Source organism: Hyphomicrobium facile (assembly GCF_900116175.1).
Classification (GTDB): Bacteria; Pseudomonadota; Alphaproteobacteria; order Rhizobiales; family Hyphomicrobiaceae; genus Hyphomicrobium_B; species Hyphomicrobium_B facile.
The window spans coordinates 891,170-904,453 of the sequence record NZ_FPCH01000001.1; the positions used below are offsets into that span (position 1 = coordinate 891,170).

Below are 13,284 nucleotides of genomic sequence, written 5' to 3' on the forward strand. Positions count from 1 at the left end.
GACCGCCTTTTTTCTTTTGCGGCCTTCGTGCTAAGAGCCCCCGATGCCCGAACTCAAAAAGCCACAGAGCAAACCGCGAAGACCATTCTTTTCGTCCGGCCCGTGCGTCAAGCGCCCCGGGTGGCGGCCGGATGCATTGGAGGGCGCGCTCGTCGGGCGTTCGCATCGCTCTGCCGATGGGCGCGAGAGACTGAAGCTCGCCGTCGACCGGACGCGGGACATTCTCAGCCTGCCGCCTGGTTATGAGGTCGCGATCGTTCCAGGTTCCGACACCGGCGCGTTCGAGCTCGCGATGTGGAATCTTCTGGGCGAACGCGGCGCCGATGTGCTGGCGTGGGACGTGTTCGGCCGCAATTGGCTGCGCGACGTGTTCGGCGAGTTGAAGCTTCCCGATGTGCGTGCGTTCGAAGGCAATCCTGGGTATCTTCCCGATCTCAGCGTTGTGGATTTTTCGCGCGACGTGCTCTTCACCTGGAACGGCACGACGACGGGCGTGAAGGTGCCGGACGGCAATTGGATCCCCGATGACCGCGCCGGCCTCGTGTTTTGCGATGCAACGTCGGCGCTATTTGCGGAAGACGTCGACGTCGGCAAAATCGACGTGCTGACCTTTTCGTGGCAGAAGGCGCTTGGCGGAGAGGGTGCGCATGGCATGCTCATCCTGTCGCCCCGCGCGCTCGACCGCCTCGTTTCCTATCGTCCGGCCTGGCCCATACCGAAGCTTTTCCGGCTGACGAACCATGACGGGATTCTTTGGGACGTCTTCCAGGGCGTGACGATTAATACGCCGTCGATGCTGTGCGTCGAAGATTATCTCGATGCGCTCGCGTGGGCCGAAGGGCTTGGGGGGATCGCCGGAACGACCGCGCGGAGCAAAGCCAGTTCTTCGGTGCTTTACGATTGGATCGACCGGACGCCCTGGGTCGCGGCCCTCGCCGCCGATCCGCGGACGCGCTCGCATACCTCCGTCGCGATGCGATTTGCCGAGACCGCGCTTGCCGAGGCTTCGGAGGACGTGCGGCTCGATGTCATGCGCGATATGGTGCGACTGCTCGAGGACGAGGCGGCGGCCTTCGATATCGCCGCTTATCGGGGAATGCCGCCGGGGCTCAGGATCTGGTGCGGCACTACGGTCGAGACCGACGATATCGCCGCACTTCTTCCGTGGCTCGATTGGGCGTATGCGAAAGTTCGCGCGGGGGCGCTCTCGGCCTGATTTCCCTGGAACCCTCCGCGTATTCTGGTTAACTCCGGCCCTGTCAATGCCTTTTTATCGCGCTTTGCATCGGCCATAATCGGCCGGGGTCGCACCTCGCCGAGGGCGGTTCATCCGGGCATCGTTATCAAACAACCAAGGGTCACAGCGAGATGCGTTTTGTCTTTGCGGCAGCTTTCATGGCCGCCACGCCGTTGAGCGCGCTTGCGGCCGACGTCCCGGCGACGTCGGTGGTCGATGACGTCACGGTGTACCTGTCGGGTGCCGAGGTCACGCGCATCGTCAAGGTGCACATCGACAGGGGCGAGCATACGATCGTCATCGGCGACGTGCCCGCGCGTGCGGTGCCGGGTTCCGTGCGCGTCGAAGGCAAGGCGACGGGCAAGCTCGACATCGGCTCGGTCGATACGGCGAGGAAACTTCTGCAGCGTGCCGAGAGCGAAGCCGCCGACAAGCAGCGCAAGATTTTAGAAGACTCGATCCAGGCGCTCAAAGATCAGAAGACGACTGTCGACGCGCAGGCTCAGGCCGCAAAGACGCAAAAGAAGCTCATCGCCAATCTCGCGCAACTTCCGGCGCGTTCTTCCTCGCAACCCGCACCGGCGGCGACGCCGCTCGAAGACTGGCCGAAAGTTCTGGCGCTCATTGCGCAAGCGACAGGTGACGCGAGCAAGCTCGCACTCGATGCCGAGCAGAAAATTCGTGAGATCGACCGGCAGATTTCCGACGCCGAGAAGCAGCTGGCGGCATTGGCGCCTGCACGGACAGAACAGACCGAAGTGCGCGTTCACGTCGTTGCGCAAACGCCTCTCGAAGCAGATTTGAGCGTTCGCTATCAGGTGCCGGATGCGCATTGGGCGCCCCTTTACGATGCGCGGCTCGTGACGGGTTCGAAAACGGAACCGCCGAAACTATCTCTCGACCGGCGCGCCGCGATTACGCAGAGTTCGGGAGAAAATTGGGACAACGTTTCGCTGAAACTTTCGACATCGCGGCCGAGCGACAGTTCGTCGGCGCCGTACCTCGAAACGCAATTCGTGGATTTCGAACAGGCACCGAAACCGGTGGCTGCTGCTGCGCCTCCTCCTTTTCCTGAGCAGCGGCTGATGGCGAAGCACCGCAATATCGCTGCGGCGGACGCACTCGGCGGCGAGCTTGCGGAGGCGGCGCCCGAGGCCGTCAGTGTAGAAGAAACCGTCGCGCAGTTGCAAAGCGCGCCGTTCGAGGCGACGTTCGAGGTTCCCGGGCGGGCGAGCGTCGCTGGAACCGGTGAAGCCAAGCGCGTGCTTCTCGCGTCGGAGGCGATCGAGCCGGCGTTGAGCTGCCGCGCCGTGCCAAAGGTCGATACCAGCGCCTACCTTTACGCGAAGCTGAAGCTCGCCAAGGGCACGCCCCTGTTGCCCGGCACGGTTTATCTGTTCCGCGACGGCACGTTTGTCGGCACCGGCGATTTGCCCCTTCTCAGTCCGGGCAGCGAACATGATCTCGGCTTCGGCATCGACGACCAGGTGAAGATCAAGCATGCGGTGCTGGAAGAGAAGCGCGGCGAGACCGGGCTCATTTCGACATCGCACATCGATAGCCGGAACTTCCGGGTCAATGTAAAGAACATGCACGAGCGGGCGATGGACGTGACCATTCTCGACCGTATTCCCGTCGCGCAGAACGAAGAGATCAAGGTCGATCTTACGGGCCGGGTTTCGCCCACGATGCAGAATGTCGACGACAAGCGCGGTATCATCGCGTTCCAGGCGAAGCTCGAGCCGGACGAGGAAAAAATTCTGGAGTACGGCTATCGCGTGTCCTGGCCGGCGGCGAAGTCGATCACCTACGGCCCCTGAGGCTGCAGGGCAAATCTTGAGTTTAAGCTAGCGGACTTGCCGCGGGGCCCTGGCCGATGCCGGGGCCAAATCATGAGAAGGTGAGAAGGTTCAAGTTAATGGCAAACGTCGTGGTGGTCGGAGCCCAATGGGGAGACGAGGGCAAAGGCAAGATCGTTGATTGGCTGTCGGAGCGTGCCGACGTCGTGGTTCGTTTCCAAGGCGGTCATAACGCCGGGCACACGCTCGTCATCGGCGGCAAGACATTCAAGCTCTCGCTGTTGCCTTCGGGTGTCGTACGGCCGGACAAGCTTTCGGTTATCGGCAACGGCGTTGTCGTCGATCCGTGGGCGCTGACGGATGAGATCGCGCGGCTGACGCAGCAGGGCATCAAGATCACGCCGGAAAATCTGCGCATCGCCGAGAATGCGACGCTCATTCTTCCTTTGCACCGCGAGCTCGATGTCGTTCGCGAGGCGGCGGCCGGCACGGAGAAAATCGGCACCACAGGGCGCGGCATCGGCCCCGCCTACGAAGACAAGGTTGGCCGCCGTGCGATCCGCCTGCAGGATCTCGCGTCGCCCGCGACGCTTGGAGCAAAGATCGACCGGGCGCTCGCTCATCATAACGCGCTTCGCCGCGGCCTCGGCCAGCCCGAAGTCGTCAAGGACGAACTCATGGCGGAGCTGATCGCCATTGCGCCGAAAGTTCTGCCGTACTCTGACGTATCGTGGGAGTTGCTCGATCAGGCACGGCGGCAGGGCAAGCGCATCCTGTTCGAGGGCGCACAGGGGGCGCTGCTCGACGTCGATCACGGGACTTATCCTTTCGTCACGTCATCGAACACGGTTGCGGCGCAAGCGGCGACGGGCTCCGGCATCGGTCCGGGTCACGTCGGTTACGTGCTCGGGATCGCCAAGGCTTACACGACGCGCGTCGGGTCGGGTCCGTTCCCTACCGAGCTTCTGGACGCGGTCGGTGAAAAGATTGGCGAGCGCGGGCGCGAGTTCGGCACCGTCACGGGGCGCAAGCGGCGCTGCGGTTGGTTCGACAGCGTGCTCGTGCGTCAGGTGGCGAAGGTTTCGGGCATCGACGGCATTGCGTTGACCAAGCTCGACGTTCTCGACGGTTTCGAGACGATCCGCATCTGCGTCGGCTATAAGCTCAACGGTGAGCGTATCGATCGCCTGCCGGCGAGTTCATCGGCGCAGGCTATCGTCGAGCCGATCTATGAGGATTTCGAGGGTTGGTCGCAATCGACGCAAGGCGCGCGGCGGTGGGCCGATCTTCCGGCGCAGGCCGTGAAGTACGTTCGCCGCGTCGAGGAGCTGATCGAATGCCCGGTCACGCTGCTGTCTACGAGCCCGGAGCGTGACGACACGATCCTGATGAAGGATCCTTTCGTCTGAGGCTGAGAGGCGAGGTGAGGAGCCTAGGGCATCGGGGCCTAGGTTCGACGGTCGAGGGTTAGGGGACTGCAGTGTTTTTCATTGCATCGAAGATCATCTTCTTCTGCATCCAGCCTTCGAGCCTCGCGTTCCTGGCGCTCGCCGGCGGGGTCCTTTTTCTTCAATTCAAGCGTCCGAAGCCGGGCGCGTTTTTGCTGTCTCTCGGCTTTGGGATCATCGTTCTCTTTGGCATCCTGCCCGGCGGGAATATTCTTATCCTGCCCTTGGAGCAGCGATTTCAGCCGCGGGTGATGGATGTCCCGCAGGAGAAGATCAGCGGCATCATTCTCTTGGGTGGTTTTGAAGACGGCGCGCTCACAGACAGCCGAGGCGGCTTGGCGCTGAATGAGGCCGCGGAACGGTTGATCGAGACGGTGCGCCTCGCTCACGCGCTTCCCGATGCGAAGGTGATCTTCACGGGAGGCAGCGGATCTCTGTTCGGCGGCGAGGGCATTGGCTCCGTCATCGCCAAGTACATCATCGATACCGGCATCGAGCCAAGCCGCATCGTTGTCGAGAACAACTCGCGGAATACGTACGAAAACGCGATGTTCACGAAGGCGCTCGTCAATCCCCAACCATCCGATAAGTGGCTTCTCGTCACGTCGGCTTTCCATATGCCGCGTTCGGTCGGGGTTTTTCGGAAGGCCGGATTCGATGTCGTGCCTTATCCGGTGGATTTCCGGACGCGCGGCAGGTCGGATGCCGTTCGCCCATTCGACAGTATTTCCGCTGGATTGACGCTCACAGATCTTGCGGCCAAAGAGTGGATTGGATTGCTCGCGTATTGGGCGTCGGGGCGAAGCGCGTCCCTCTTTCCTGGGCCTTGATCGAGCGCGATCGCAAGCTGCGGATCTTGGACGCCGGACAGTTGTTTTCTTCCGCTTAACGGTAGACCGGGTGACCTTTCGCAAAAAGGATCTGATCTGGAACCTGAATTGACACGACAGGTTGTGGCACTCAAAGGGTGCCGTTGCGCAGTGAGTGTGAATTTTCGCGGCTTACGCGTTCTTCTTTTCGGCACCGGCCACGCCCAATATTTGGGGATACGCCGATGCACAATTTCAAGCAGTACAAGTTATTATTTTTTAGCTTGCCGCTTTTTGCAATTTGTTCGCTTCCCGCATTCGCTCAAACTTTAGCCCAGCAAAACATATCGCCACCCAAAGCTCCGGCCTTTGCGACAGCAGGCGGAAACGAGTGGCAGATGCCGGGCGCCAACACCGGTTTGACACGCTACAGCTCGCTCGACGACATCAACACCGAGAACGTATCGAAGCTTCAACCGACGTTTACCTTCTCGATGGGTGTGGACCGTGGTGAAGAATCGGCGCCGATCGTCATCGGCAGCACGCTTTACGTCGTCACTCCCTATCCGAACATCATCTATGCGCTCGATCTCTCGAAGCCCGGCGCGCCGCTCAAATGGAAATATGAGCCGCATCCACTCGCCGCTTCGCAGGGCGTCGCGTGTTGCGACGTCGTCAATCGCGGCCTGTCTTTCGCCAATGGCCGGCTCTTCCTGAACACGCTGGACGGCAATACCGTCGCTGTCGATGCCAACACGGGCGCCGAGATATGGCGCACACAGATGGGCAACATCAACCAGGGCGAGACGATGACGATGGCGCCGCTCGTCGCCAAGGACAAAGTCATCGTCGGCGACTCCGGGGGCGAGATGGGCGTACGCGGCTGGATCGCGGCGCTCGATCAGGGCTCGGGAAAGGTTTTGTGGAAAGCTTTCAGCACCGGTCCCGACAAGGATGTTTTGATCGGAGCGGGTTTCAATTCGTTCTATCCGCAATTCCAGGGCAAGGATCTCGGCGTCGCGACGTGGCCGCCCGGTATGTGGGAGCAAGGCGGCGGCACCGTCTGGGGTTGGGTTTCCTACGATCCCGAACTCAACATGATCTATTACGGCACGTCCAATCCGGGCCCGTGGAATTCGTCGATGCGTCCAGGAGACAATCTCTGGACTGCCGGGATTTTTGCACGCGATGCCGATACGGGGCAGGCGCGCTGGTTTTATCAGCTCAGCCCGCACGACGTCTCGGACTATGACGCGGTCAACGAATGCATCCTTCTGGATATGAATTGGAACGGCAAGGAGCGAAAGGTCCTCGTTCATCCGGACCGCAATGGCTACGTCTACATCATCGATCGTGAGAAGGGAGAAGTTCTGGCGGCAACTCCGTTCGTGCCGATCACCAGTAGCCAAACCGTCGACATGATGTCGGGCCGCTTGATTTATAATCAGGCTAAGGTGCCGAAGGTCGATCAGGAAACGAAGGATGTCTGCCCCGCGCCGCCTGGCGGCAAGGATTGGCAGCCGTCGTCATTCTCGGAGCAGACCGGCCTTCTCTATATTCCGCACAATAATCTTTGCATGGATATTACCGAGAGAGACGTCGGCTATATCGCGGCCACGCCTTACGTCGGCGCCGACGTACACATGAAGGCCGGTCCCGGCGGTCACCGCGGCGAGATGACGGCGTGGGACGTTCAGGCGGGTAAGGCGGTCTGGAAAATCAACGAGTCATTTCCGGTGTGGAGCGGCGCGCTCGCGACTGCAGGCGGCGTCGTCTTCTATGGAACGATGGAAGGTTGGTTCAAAGCCGTCGATGCGAAGACCGGCGCTGTCCTCTGGCAGTACAAGACGGGATCCGGCATCATCGGTCAGCCGACGACGTGGCGGGGGCCCGACGGCAAGCAATATGTCTCCATTCTATCGGGTGTCGGCGGCTGGGCCGGAGCGATCGTCGCCGGCGGATTGGATAAGCGCGATGGCACCGCCGCGCTCGGCTTCGTCAATGCCGTGAAAGATCTTCCTGAGCATACGACTAAGGGAGGGTCGCTCTATGTCTTCTCGGTTCAATAGAGCGTTTCTCCTTGCAATCGGCGCTGTGGCTCTTTCGGCCGCTCCCTCACACGCGCGCGAATTGAAGTTCTGTGCCGATCCTAACAATATGCCGTTCTCGAACGATCGTGGCGAAGGCTTCGAAAATCGTATCGCGACGCTGATCGCGGCCGACATGGGGGCGACAGCGACGTTCGTCTGGACGCCTGAGTGGCGCGGTTTCATTCGCAAAGGTCTTGGCGCCGGGCTTTGCGATGTCGTTCCCGGTGTGCCCGTCGATTTTCAACGCGTGCGCCCGACGAAGCCCTATTACACGGCGAGTTACGCGTTCGTTCAGCCTGCGGGGACCTCGGCTCCGATAACGTCGTTCGACGACGCAAGCCTGCGCGGTAAACGCATCGGCGTTCAGCTCGTCGGCAACGATGGAGCGAATACGCCGCCGATGACGGAGCTGGCGCGCCGTGGCATCACGAACGGCATCAAAGGATACATGGTCTTTGGTGACTGGTCGAAGCCCGACCCGCTTCTTCCGGTCGTCGAAGGCATTGCGCGTGGCGATGTCGATATCTCGGTCGTGTGGGGGCCTGTCGCGGATTATTATGCGGCCCGGCAGACGCCGCCGTTACGCGTCACCCACATCAGCGACATTCCGGACATGACGTTTTCCATTTCGATGGGCGTGCGGAAACCCGATATGGCGCTTGCCGAGGAGATCAATCGTTCTCTCGACAGGCGGCAAGCGGACATTCGCAATATTCTCGCGGATTATCACATTCAGACTTCTGCAATGAAGAAATCCGCAGCGGCGGAGTGATTCCGATGAAACGATTTCTACCCTATCTGAGCTTTGCGCTTCTCTATGCGCTTCTGGCTGGCATCTTGCTTGTGGGGTACGAGTCTCGAGCAGCGGACGACAAACCAGCCTACAAGCAGCCGACGAATCCCGAGCCGCAAGTTTCATTGGTTCCACTTGCGCCCGGAGGCGGAGAGCCTATCGCGCAGACGAGCGCCGAAGGCCGTAAATTGCAGGAGGATCCGGCGGCAATCGAGAAAGGCAAAGCTCTCTACTCAGCGATGAATTGCGTCGGCTGCCATGCCAATGGCGGCGGCGGCATGGGCCCGGCATTGATGGACAATATCTGGATCTATGGCGGGTCGATCGAGAATATTGCGGCGTCCATCCGTGAGGGGCGGCCGAACGGGATGCCGTCGTTCCGCGGATTTCTGCCCGACGAGCAGGTTTGGGAGGTCGCGGCGTTCGTGCGCTCGCTTTCAGTTCCCGTCCCAGGAACCGCATCGGATACCAAACAGGCGAAGTAGAGAGAGCGGCCACGTTCGTTGTCCCCGATGTGGGGTTGTCGCGTAGCCCATTGAGTTATCTCGGCTCCTTCAGAGGAATGCCGCAGGCGTAGCGCGGCTTCCTGTGGGCAAAACGAGCATAAGATTTCAGGAACGGTGTTCAACGCTCACGGGGGCGCCTCCAAACGCGCGTCGTTTCCGGAACAAACCTCCCTCCAGCCGTGTTGAAAGACCGGCGTTATATGAGGAGACGTGCGGTGCACGAGATCATTTATCTGATCGGATTAATCGTGGTCATTTCGTTTCTTCTGGGCCTTTTGGGTTTTAGATGATCGATGGAGATGCCGCGATGGTCGAAGTTATCGATATGCGCGAAACGGGCCCGTTCCTCAGTTGGAGGGGTATTTTGGCGGGCGCAGTTGCCGGATCGGCACTCTCCTTCGTCTTGATGTCGCTTGGCGTCGCTGGGGGACTTTCGCTCCTATCGCCTTGGCCGGGCCAGTCGTATGGCGGGCTCGCTTTGTCCGTCGCGGCGGCTTGGGCGCTCATCGTGACGATAGCGTCGTTCCTGATCGCTGGTTTTGTGGCTGCTCGCGTGCGTCCGCGCGTCGGCGATGTGCCGCCTGACGAAGTTGAATTTCGTGATGGGCTTCAGGGTCTCGTCACTTGGGGTGTGTGCGTCCTGTTCGGCGGATTGATCGCAGCGGGGATCGGTTCGGCCGCGCTTCATGCCGGATCGTCGGCAATCGCAAAGTTCTCGAGTACTTCATCGAGCCCTTTGTCGGCCATCGTTTCTACGCTCTCGACGCCGCCGGAAGGAAAGCCGGTGACGAACGTCCAGCTTCTCACCCCGGAGGAGGAAAAGACGATCGAGGCGGTGTTCATGAGATCGTTCGGTAACGAGCATCTTGCGCCGGCCGATCGTACCCTCGTCTCTTCGATTATTGCGGCGAAGGCGGGCATCCCGATTGCGGAGGCGCAAACGCGCGTAGATCAGGCCTACACCGATGCGATTGCCGCGCTCGACAAGGCGAAGAAGGCGACGGAGCTTTCGGGGCTTTTGACCGGGATAGGACTTCTTATCGGGCTTTGCGCAGCTTGGTACGGCGGTGTCCGTGGCGGCAATAGCCGCGATACCAACGTTCCGGCGCGATTTCGATTTCGAGCATTCTGACTGCTACGCGCTTGCTTGTACTCGAGACGTGAGGGAACTCACGTCTCTTTTTCGTGTGCGCGCGTGGTAGCTCAGTCGGTCTCGTTCAGGATGATGTACGGCCTGCGCCTCGGTGTCGGCAGCGTCGGCAACGGCGGGCCGAACACCGGCTGCCTCAGTGTCCAGTTGGGTCCGGCTGTGCCGGCGGTGCTGGGCGAGTGACCGTTCCACGCCGAGTCAGGGAGCAGGAAGTCGTCGGCCGGGAACGTCGGCCCCCGGCGATCGACAGGAGCCCATACGACGCCGCAGCATGCGGTTCGCGGCCCTGACTGGGAGCGATAGCCGGCTGAAGCGGTTCCAGCCGCCAAGAGGGCTGCTGCCGTGGCAAGTGAGGTGAGAGCAAAAGATCTCATCGCGTGGTCCTTCGCATCGGAGCCCGGCGTCGAGGAAGACGCATTCCCTGCTGCAGACGTTAATCCTGCCGACCAACAACTAAAAGACCGTTTAACCGGATCCTTCAGTCTGCTGCATTAATGGCACAAAAAGCGTAGAGCGACCGGCGAGGGAGCGACTTATGTCGTGATCGGATTAATCGTTATGATCCCGTTGGAGCTCGAATTTCCTTGGAGGATCTGAAGGACGGCGGACTGGCTGGTATCGGCATTCTGCGCATCGTAGAGCGCCGCGAACTTAGCGATGAGCTTGTTCAATTTCGCCGGGTCCTGGAGATCAGCCAGGTCGAGCCGCTTGGTTATCATCTTCGCCTGGGTGTCGATATCGGCGGCCGACATCATCGAGGATAGGCCGAGGGCTGTCTGGGCGAACTGCACCAGGGCCTTATCGGCTAGAATCTGGTAGGGTGAGGTGATACCCGAAGCCTTCCGCTGGAAATAAAGCGCGAGGCGGACACCGTCACTCTGATCGCCGGCCTGCGTTTCCATCGTCTGCTGGAGGTAGCCGTCAGTGGTCGCTATCATCTGGCTGCGGTATTGTGCTTCTCCCGCCGGAACGGTGAGGGTCTTGCCGTCGGTTCCGAAGTTGAATGCGACGGCCAGCGGACGATACTTAGAATTTACGGTCTTGTTGATATAGCTCTTTGGATCCAACGGATCGCTCGTCAGGATGGTGCGCAAATCGCTCGTCGATAGCTTCGCATCCTTCAGCCCGTATGCGCTGAGCATGAAATTCACGAGCTTGGTGTCTTTCAGAAGATCATCGACGTTGTTGATCGTGGCGATGGTCGTTGCGTAGTAATTGCTATCGGCCTCGGCCTGATCCAGCGCGGTCGTCGATGTGCCGGATTGCGCCATATAGAGTTTGACGGTCGCGGTTAAATTCGAATCCGTCTGGGCTACCGCCGCGGTCTTGGCCTTGCCGTTCGAGTCGAAGTTGAACGCCGACGCCATCGCGATGTAGGCGGGGTTATGCGACTGGTTCGCGAAGCTGTTCGGGTCGCTTGGGTCGCTCTGCAGGATCTTGGTGATCGTGTATTTCGTCGTCTTCAGAGGATCCAGCCCGTAGGCGGAGAGGATGTAGTTGTAAGCCGAGCTGTTCAGCAGATCCTGGACGCTGGAAATACCGGCGACCGCGTCCTTGTAAGCGGCGGTGGCCGTGTTGTTCGATGCTGTCTGGGCAGCATTGTAATTGGCCGAATAGGAAGCCAACAGGCTGCTGACTTGCGCCGATGTCTGTGCCGCACCGTCTTTGACCGACCCGTCGGTGTTGAAGCTGAACATCGCCGCCAGCTTCTTGAACACGGCGTTGGTCTGCTGATTTGCGACGCTACCCGGGTCGTCGAGATCGCTGGTCAGGATCTGGCGCAGCAGCGTTTTCGATTGAGTGTTGGGATTGAGACCAACGGACGTCATCGCGACGTCAAACAGTGTGCTGTTTGCCAAGAAATCGTCGACGGAAGTCACGCTTGAAATGGCAGAATTATAATACTGCGTTTTGAATGTCGCTGCGGAAGAGGTCGCGCTTGATCCGGTTGCGTTGAAGTACTGAGAGACCGTGTTGATGATCTTGTCGTTCGACTGGGCCGTTCCGTTGACGCTGCCGTCTGTTGCAAAATTGAAAGCGGCGGCGAGAAGCTGATAATTCGAGTTCGAACTTCCGAGCGTATTGGCGGCGCTATTCGGGTCGGAAAGATCGCTCGTCAGGACGGCTCTGATCGTTGCGGCCGATGTGATGTTCGCGTTCAAGCCGTAGGCGGTCACGGCGAAATTCAGCAGCCGCGGGTTCGCCATCAACTGATCGACGGATGTTATATTGCCGATGGCCGCCTGATAGTACGTCGCTTCGGTCGAGGCGGCGATGCCCTTGTTGACCTGCTGCTGCGTGTACAAGCCGATCGTATCGCTTTCTTCCTTGGAATTCTGCGCGAGGGTCGGCTGGGTCGCGAGCGTGCCGTCGGTCGAAAATTGGAAGGCCTTCGCAAATTCCAAAAATCGCGTGTCGGTGAGCTTATTGACGAAACTTTTGCTGTCGGTCAGGTCGCTGGTGAGGACCTTCTTCATGAAGGCCTTGGCGTACGTCATATCGCTCAGGCCGTATGACGTCATCGCGTAGCTGAAAAGGCGCGGATTGTTCAGGAACTCATCGACCGTTTTCACCTTGTCGATGTTGGCCTGATAATATTTCGCGGCGTTCGAAACGTCGCTCTGGGCCGAAATGCGCGAAAGCGTTTTTGGCAAGTCCGCGGCGTAGGTCCGATAGAGGAGATACGTTGAGATCATCGCGAGCTTTCGGCTTCAATCGACTCGAATTGGTGTATCAGGAATCTCACAGCTCAACCGGCGTGCCAAGGCCCGCGATCAGCGCCGCATGAAAACCAGATACAACTCGTGCGTCACCGGCAGCCGCCTCAGGCCACCCGGAAGATGGTCGACAGATCCAGGTTACGATGACGTTACCGCCGCGGCTCGCCCGGCTTAATAGTCTAGCTTTTCGCCGGGCGGCTCTGCAATGACGAGCCCGCGGTAGCTGGCAAGCGCGCCCGGTTCCAGTTCGTGCGCCAGAATGCGGAACGGATTGACGGGGCCTGGAAATACGATCTGGCCGGGCGGCACGGCTGCGAAGCCGAAGCGGCCGTAGTAGGGATGATCTCCGACCAGGACGACGACCTTGGCGCCGCCGCTGCGCGCAGCTTCGACGCCCGCCGTTATCAGCTTACTGCCCAGACCAAAGCTCCGGTGATCGGCGTCGACTGCGACGGGCCCGAGCAGGACGGCGCCTTTGGCGCCTCCGATGGTGATCTCCGTCGTTCGGATCGATGCCACGATCTCATTGCCGATCGAGGCGACGAGGCAGAACCGCGACAGATGCCCTTTTCCTTCGCGCACGCGATAGGCGGAGCGCGCGAAGCGTCCGGGTCCGAAAACGCGCGCATGCAGCTTCGATATCTCGGCGATATCGTCGGGGCGTGCTTTACGAATGACGAGAGAAGGTGACATGCGCGGACTTCTAAGCAGCTCGAGGAAGCCGGCAACGTC

Annotated in this window: 11 protein-coding genes; 8 read left to right on the top strand and 3 right to left on the bottom strand. The window is 60.2% G+C overall.

The genetic code is table 11. The features are described 5' to 3' along the window. The first annotated feature begins 43 nt into the window (after nucleotides 1-43). The 8 genes from BM399_RS04325 (at nucleotide 44) to BM399_RS04360 (ending at nucleotide 9,814) form a co-directional block, all read left to right on the top strand. Nucleotides 44-1,216, top strand: coding sequence for a phosphoserine transaminase (locus BM399_RS04325; protein WP_092864663.1), 1,173 nt, complete (start codon nucleotides 44-46; stop codon nucleotides 1,214-1,216). Nucleotides 1,217-1,395: 179 nt separating this feature from the next. Continuing rightward, on the top strand, nucleotides 1,396-3,057 hold the full coding sequence (locus BM399_RS04330; protein WP_244531060.1) for a mucoidy inhibitor MuiA family protein: 1,662 nt from the start codon (nucleotides 1,396-1,398) through the stop codon (nucleotides 3,055-3,057). Between the two features lie 98 nt (nucleotides 3,058-3,155). Continuing rightward, nucleotides 3,156-4,445: an adenylosuccinate synthase gene (locus tag BM399_RS04335; protein ID WP_092864669.1), complete on the top strand. Its 1,290-nt coding sequence runs from the start codon at nucleotides 3,156-3,158 to the stop codon at nucleotides 4,443-4,445. Nucleotides 4,446-4,516: 71 nt separating this feature from the next. Further along, nucleotides 4,517-5,314, top strand: coding sequence for a YdcF family protein (locus tag BM399_RS04340; RefSeq protein ID WP_092864672.1), 798 nt, complete (start codon nucleotides 4,517-4,519; stop codon nucleotides 5,312-5,314). 224 nt (nucleotides 5,315-5,538) lie between these two features. Beyond that, nucleotides 5,539-7,362 carry a methanol/ethanol family PQQ-dependent dehydrogenase gene (locus tag BM399_RS04345; protein ID WP_092864675.1) on the top strand — a complete coding sequence of 608 codons (1,824 nt, stop codon included), beginning with the start codon at nucleotides 5,539-5,541 and terminating at the stop codon, nucleotides 7,360-7,362. Continuing rightward, nucleotides 7,343-8,155: a quinoprotein dehydrogenase-associated putative ABC transporter substrate-binding protein gene (locus BM399_RS04350; RefSeq protein WP_092864678.1), complete on the top strand. Its 813-nt coding sequence runs from the start codon at nucleotides 7,343-7,345 to the stop codon at nucleotides 8,153-8,155. The genes BM399_RS04345 and BM399_RS04350 overlap by 20 nt, the downstream gene beginning before the upstream one ends. A 5-nt stretch (nucleotides 8,156-8,160) precedes the next feature. After that, nucleotides 8,161-8,661: a c-type cytochrome gene (locus tag BM399_RS04355; protein ID WP_092866312.1), complete on the top strand. Its 501-nt coding sequence runs from the start codon at nucleotides 8,161-8,163 to the stop codon at nucleotides 8,659-8,661. 328 nt (nucleotides 8,662-8,989) lie between these two features. After that, on the top strand, nucleotides 8,990-9,814 hold the full coding sequence (locus tag BM399_RS04360) for a hypothetical protein (protein ID WP_143111326.1): 825 nt from the start codon (nucleotides 8,990-8,992) through the stop codon (nucleotides 9,812-9,814). Between the two features lie 71 nt (nucleotides 9,815-9,885). Here the strand turns inward: BM399_RS04360 and BM399_RS20850 are convergent, their stop codons facing one another. The 3 genes from BM399_RS20850 to BM399_RS04370 all read right to left on the bottom strand — a co-directional run bounded on the left by BM399_RS20850 (nucleotide 9,886) and on the right by BM399_RS04370 (nucleotide 13,245). After that, a complete protein-coding gene (locus tag BM399_RS20850) occupies nucleotides 9,886-10,206 on the bottom strand; it encodes a hypothetical protein (protein WP_143111327.1) in 321 nt (106 codons plus the stop codon). A 159-nt stretch (nucleotides 10,207-10,365) separates the two neighbouring features. Next, a complete protein-coding gene (locus tag BM399_RS04365) occupies nucleotides 10,366-12,528 on the bottom strand; it encodes a DUF1217 domain-containing protein (protein WP_092864684.1) in 2,163 nt (720 codons plus the stop codon). Nucleotides 12,529-12,723: 195 nt separating this feature from the next. Further along, complete coding sequence (locus tag BM399_RS04370; protein ID WP_092864687.1) at nucleotides 12,724-13,245, bottom strand: GNAT family N-acetyltransferase; 522 nt, start codon at nucleotides 13,243-13,245, stop codon at nucleotides 12,724-12,726. Between the last annotated feature and the right edge of the window lie 39 nt (nucleotides 13,246-13,284).

Excerpts from the sequence above, each read along its gene's own strand:
- BM399_RS04355 (WP_092866312.1), top strand. The coding sequence starts at position 8,161 with ATGAAACGATTTCTACCCTATCTGAGCTTTGCGCTTCTCTATGCGCTT.
- BM399_RS04330 (WP_244531060.1), top strand. The coding sequence starts at position 1,396 with ATGGCCGCCACGCCGTTGAGCGCGCTTGCGGCCGACGTCCCGGCGACG.
- BM399_RS04335 (WP_092864669.1), top strand. The coding sequence starts at position 3,156 with ATGGCAAACGTCGTGGTGGTCGGAGCCCAATGGGGAGACGAGGGCAAA.
- BM399_RS20850 (WP_143111327.1), bottom strand. The coding sequence starts at position 10,206 with ATGAGATCTTTTGCTCTCACCTCACTTGCCACGGCAGCAGCCCTCTTG.
- BM399_RS04370 (WP_092864687.1), bottom strand. The coding sequence starts at position 13,245 with ATGTCACCTTCTCTCGTCATTCGTAAAGCACGCCCCGACGATATCGCC.
- BM399_RS04360 (WP_143111326.1), top strand. The coding sequence starts at position 8,990 with ATGGTCGAAGTTATCGATATGCGCGAAACGGGCCCGTTCCTCAGTTGG.
- BM399_RS04325 (WP_092864663.1), top strand. The coding sequence starts at position 44 with ATGCCCGAACTCAAAAAGCCACAGAGCAAACCGCGAAGACCATTCTTT.
- BM399_RS04345 (WP_092864675.1), top strand. The coding sequence starts at position 5,539 with ATGCACAATTTCAAGCAGTACAAGTTATTATTTTTTAGCTTGCCGCTT.
- BM399_RS04365 (WP_092864684.1), bottom strand. The coding sequence starts at position 12,528 with ATGATCTCAACGTATCTCCTCTATCGGACCTACGCCGCGGACTTGCCA.
- BM399_RS04350 (WP_092864678.1), top strand. The coding sequence starts at position 7,343 with ATGTCTTCTCGGTTCAATAGAGCGTTTCTCCTTGCAATCGGCGCTGTG.